General features: G+C 73.6%; 4 protein-coding genes. 2 read left to right on the plus strand and 2 right to left on the minus strand.

The genetic code is table 11. The features are described from left to right. Positions 1-1,303, minus strand: a 1,303-nt coding sequence (locus tag AA75_RS11190; RefSeq protein ID WP_033819744.1) for an APC family permease, incomplete at its 3' end; no start/stop codon positions are given. A gap of 89 nt (positions 1,304-1,392) precedes the next feature. Between AA75_RS11190 and AA75_RS11195 the strand changes: the two genes are divergently transcribed. After that, positions 1,393-2,367, plus strand: a complete 975-nt coding sequence (locus AA75_RS11195) for a 4-hydroxy-3-methylbut-2-enyl diphosphate reductase (protein ID WP_033819745.1) — start codon at positions 1,393-1,395, stop codon at positions 2,365-2,367. 231 nt (positions 2,368-2,598) lie between these two features. Continuing rightward, complete coding sequence (gene ppgK, locus AA75_RS11200) at positions 2,599-3,342, plus strand: polyphosphate--glucose phosphotransferase (protein WP_033819746.1); 744 nt, start codon at positions 2,599-2,601, stop codon at positions 3,340-3,342. 105 nt (positions 3,343-3,447) lie between these two features. On the opposite strand, the gene AA75_RS49195 is transcribed toward ppgK, so the two are convergent. Then, the coding region (locus AA75_RS49195) for a DUF6542 domain-containing protein (RefSeq protein WP_368666555.1) at positions 3,448-3,826 on the minus strand (379 nt) is incomplete at its 5' end.

The raw sequence follows: 3,826 nt of genomic DNA on the forward strand, positions 1-3,826 counted from the left end.
CCAGCCACACCGCCCCCACCACCTGCGCCGCGTGCGACGCCTCCACGAGCACCGCCACCAGCACCGCGATCCCCAGCACCGGCACCACCAGGTGCCGCAGCCACTCCCGCGACCGCCGCCGCACCACGTACCACCCGATCACCGACGCGTGCAGCAGCACGAACGCCGTCAACGCGCCGACGTTCACCACCGACGCCAGCCGGTCCAGACCGTCGTCCCGGCGGGCCGCCCACACCGCCGCCACCAGGGTGATCACCGCCGCGGTCAGCAGCGCCCGCTGCGGCACCCCCGACCGGCCGTCCACCACCCCGAGCACCCGCGGCAGCCGCCCCTCCCGCGCCATCGCGAACACCAGCCGCCCGGCCGCGGCCTGCCCGGCCAGCGCCGCGAACGCCGCACCGACCGCCTTGGAGACCGCCACCAGGGTGTGCAGCCAGTGCCCGATCGCCGAGTCCACCGTGTCGTAGAAGGCCGAACCCTGCGCGGCCGGGTCGGCCGCCAGCTCCTGCGGGCTCATCGGCTCCAGCAGCGCCGCCAGGTAGGTCTGCACCACGAACAGCAGTCCGGCCAGCGCCAGGCACCACAGCACGGCCTTCGCGACCGCCGCCGAAGCCCCCACCGCCTCCTCCACGAACGAGGCGATCGCGTCGAACCCCAGGTACGACAGCACGGCCACCGACACCGCCGAGACCACCGCCGACCAGGAGAAACCGCCCACCGCGGTCAGCGGAGACCACCAGTCGCGGGCCGCGCCGTGCCGGACCAGCTCCACCGTCGCCGCCACCGTGAACACCGCCAGCACCGCGACCTCCAGCGCCAGCACCGCGAAGCCCACCGTGGCCGCCGTCCGCACCCCGGCCAGGTTGAGCACCGTGGTGACCAGCACCGCCAGCGCCGTCCACACCCACCGGGACACGCCCGGCACCAGCGAGTTCAGCGCGATCCCGGAGAACAGGTACGCGACCGCCGGGATCAGCAGGTAGTCCAGCATCGCCATCCACCCGGCGACGAACCCCGGCGCCTCGCCCAGCCCGGCCCGCGCGTACGCGAACACCGACCCCGCCCGCGGCACCGCCCGCACCATCTCGGCGTACGACAGCGCGGTGAACCCCATCGCCACCGTCGCCGCCAGGTACACCGCCGCGACCGCACCGTGGCTCTTGGCGTCCAGCACCCCGAACACGCCGACCGGGGCCATCGGGGCGATGAACAGCAGCCCGTAGACCATCAGGTCCCGCACGCCGAGGGTGCGCCGCAGACCGTCCGACCCGCCCGACCCGACTTCCTCGCTCACCCCGCCCATTTGATCACCTTCGCCGATCGGTTCCGCCGCTTCGCGTCCGAGCGGCGACACGCGTCGGCCCGCCCCGCCGCCGCCCGTACGATGGAGCCATGTCCACCACTGCTCAGCGCCGTGTCCTGCTCGCCGCCCCCCGGGGCTACTGCGCGGGCGTCGACCGCGCCGTGATCGCCGTGGAGAAGGCCCTGGAGCAGTACGGGGCACCGATCTACGTCCGCAAGCAGATCGTCCACAACAAGTACGTCGTGCAGACCCTGGAGAAGCGCGGCGCGATCTTCGTCGACGAGACCCAGGAGGTCCCGGAGGGCTCGATCGTGGTCTTCTCGGCCCACGGCGTCGCCCCGGCCGTCCACGACGAGGCCAGGGCCGGCAAGCTCGCCACCATCGACGCCACCTGCCCGCTGGTGACCAAGGTGCACAAGGAGGCCGTGCGCTTCGCCGACGAGGACTACGACATCCTGCTGGTCGGCCACGAGGGCCACGAAGAGGTCATCGGCACCATGGGCGAGGCCCCGGACCGGATCCACCTGGTGGACGGTGCCGAGGACGTCGCCAACGTGCAGGTCCGCGACGAGTCCAAGGTGGTCTGGCTGTCCCAGACCACCCTGTCGGTCGACGAGACCATGGCCACCGTCGGCGAGCTGAAGAAGCGCTTCCCGCTGCTGGTCAGCCCGCCCAGCGACGACATCTGCTACGCCACCCAGAACCGCCAGGTCGCCGTCAAGCAGATGGCACCCGAGACGGACCTGCTGATCGTGGTCGGCTCCAAGAACTCCTCCAACTCCGTCCGGCTGGTCGAGGTCGGCCTGGAGTACGGCGCCAAGGCCGCGTACCTGGTCGACTTCGCCGACGAGATCGACGAGGCCTGGCTGGAGGGCGTCACCACGGTCGGCCTGACCAGCGGCGCCTCGGTGCCGGAGATCCTGGTCGACGGCGTGCTCGCCTTCCTGGCCGAGCGCGGCTACGCCGACGTGGAGACCGTCAAGACGGCCGAGGAGCACCTGATCTTCTCGCTGCCCAAGGAGCTCCGCCGCGACCTGCGCGCCGAGGCCGCCGGCCGGCTCTGAGCCTTCCCGGCCTCGCTCGGTCTCTCCCGGCTTCTTCCAGCCTGCCCAGCCTTCCCGCCGCGCCCGGGGCCCCACGGGGTCCCGGGCGCGGTGCTGTCCTGCCGCCGGGCCGGTGCCGGGGCCGGTGCCGTACCGGCGTCGTACCGGCGCGCCCGGGGTATCAGCAGGCGGGGGCGGTCCTGCGCCCGTACTTTTGTGCACAGGCTGTGGAAAACGGAGGGTGGCTGCGGCATGACGACGGTCTTCGGTGTGGACATCGGCGGCTCCGGCATCAAAGGCGCGCCGGTCGACCTGGAACGCGGTGCGCTGGCCCAGGAGAGACACAAGGTGCTGACGCCCCACCCGGCCTCCCCGGAGTCGGTGGTGGCGGCGGTCGCCGAGGTGGTCGGACACTTCGGCCACCAGGGCCCGGTCGGGCTGACCTTCCCGGGCGTGGTGGTCGGCGGGCAGACCCGGACGGCCGCCAATGTGGACAAGCGCTGGATCGGCGAGGACGCCGCCGGCCTCTTCTCGGACGCTCTCGGCCTGCCGGCCACCGTGCTCAACGACGCCGACGCCGCCGGCCTCGCCGAGCTCACCTACGGGGCCGGGCACGGGCGCGGTGGGGTCGTCCTGGTGCTCACCTTCGGTACCGGCATCGGCAGCGCGCTCTTCGTGGACGGCGCCCTGGTGCCCAACACCGAGCTCGGCCACCTGGAGCTGCGCGGCAAGGACGCCGAGCACCGGGCGGCCTCGGCGGCACGGGAGCGGCACGACCTCAGCTGGCCGCAGTGGGCCGAGCGGGTGGACGAGTACCTCGGCATGGTCGAGCGGCTGTTCTCACCGGAGCTGATCATCATCGGCGGCGGGGTGAGCCGCAAGCACGAGAAGTTCCTCCCGCTGCTCACCCGGCGCGAGGCCGAGGTGGTCCCGGCCGAGCTGCGCAACGACGCGGGCATCGTCGGCGCGGCGATGGCCGCCGCCAAATCCGGCTGAGCAGCGGGCCGGGGCGTCGTCGGCCGGAGCCGGGGCGTCGTAGGCCGTGAGGCCGGGGGCTGCGGGCTGCGGGCCGGGGGGCGGGGGCTGCGGGCCGACAGGCCGTCACCGGCTCCGGCGGATCCGGCGCTGGGCGAGGAAACGGGCACCGACGATCAGTACGGCCAGCCCGGTGCCGGCGAACAGCCACCCGGCCCGCAGGGCCAGCCCGGCGGCCAGCGACACCACGTGCCCGGTGATCCCGTGCGCCGGGTCCGGCTGGCAGAGCACCAGGGCGGCCGCGAACGCGATCGGACCGCTGATCGGCGCCGCCGGCAGGTCCGACAGCCGTACCCGCACCGCCAGCTGGAAGCAGATCGCCAGGTAGCCGAGCCCGAACAGCACCCCGAGGCCGCCGAACAGCAGCCGGTCCACCAGCGCCACCGCCAACGTGGCCAGCACGGCGACCACCCCGGTGCCGACCGCGGTCAGCCGGGTCGGCCGG

The organism is Kitasatospora sp. MBT63, from assembly GCF_000710465.2.
Lineage (GTDB): Bacteria > Actinomycetota > Actinomycetes > Streptomycetales > Streptomycetaceae > Kitasatospora.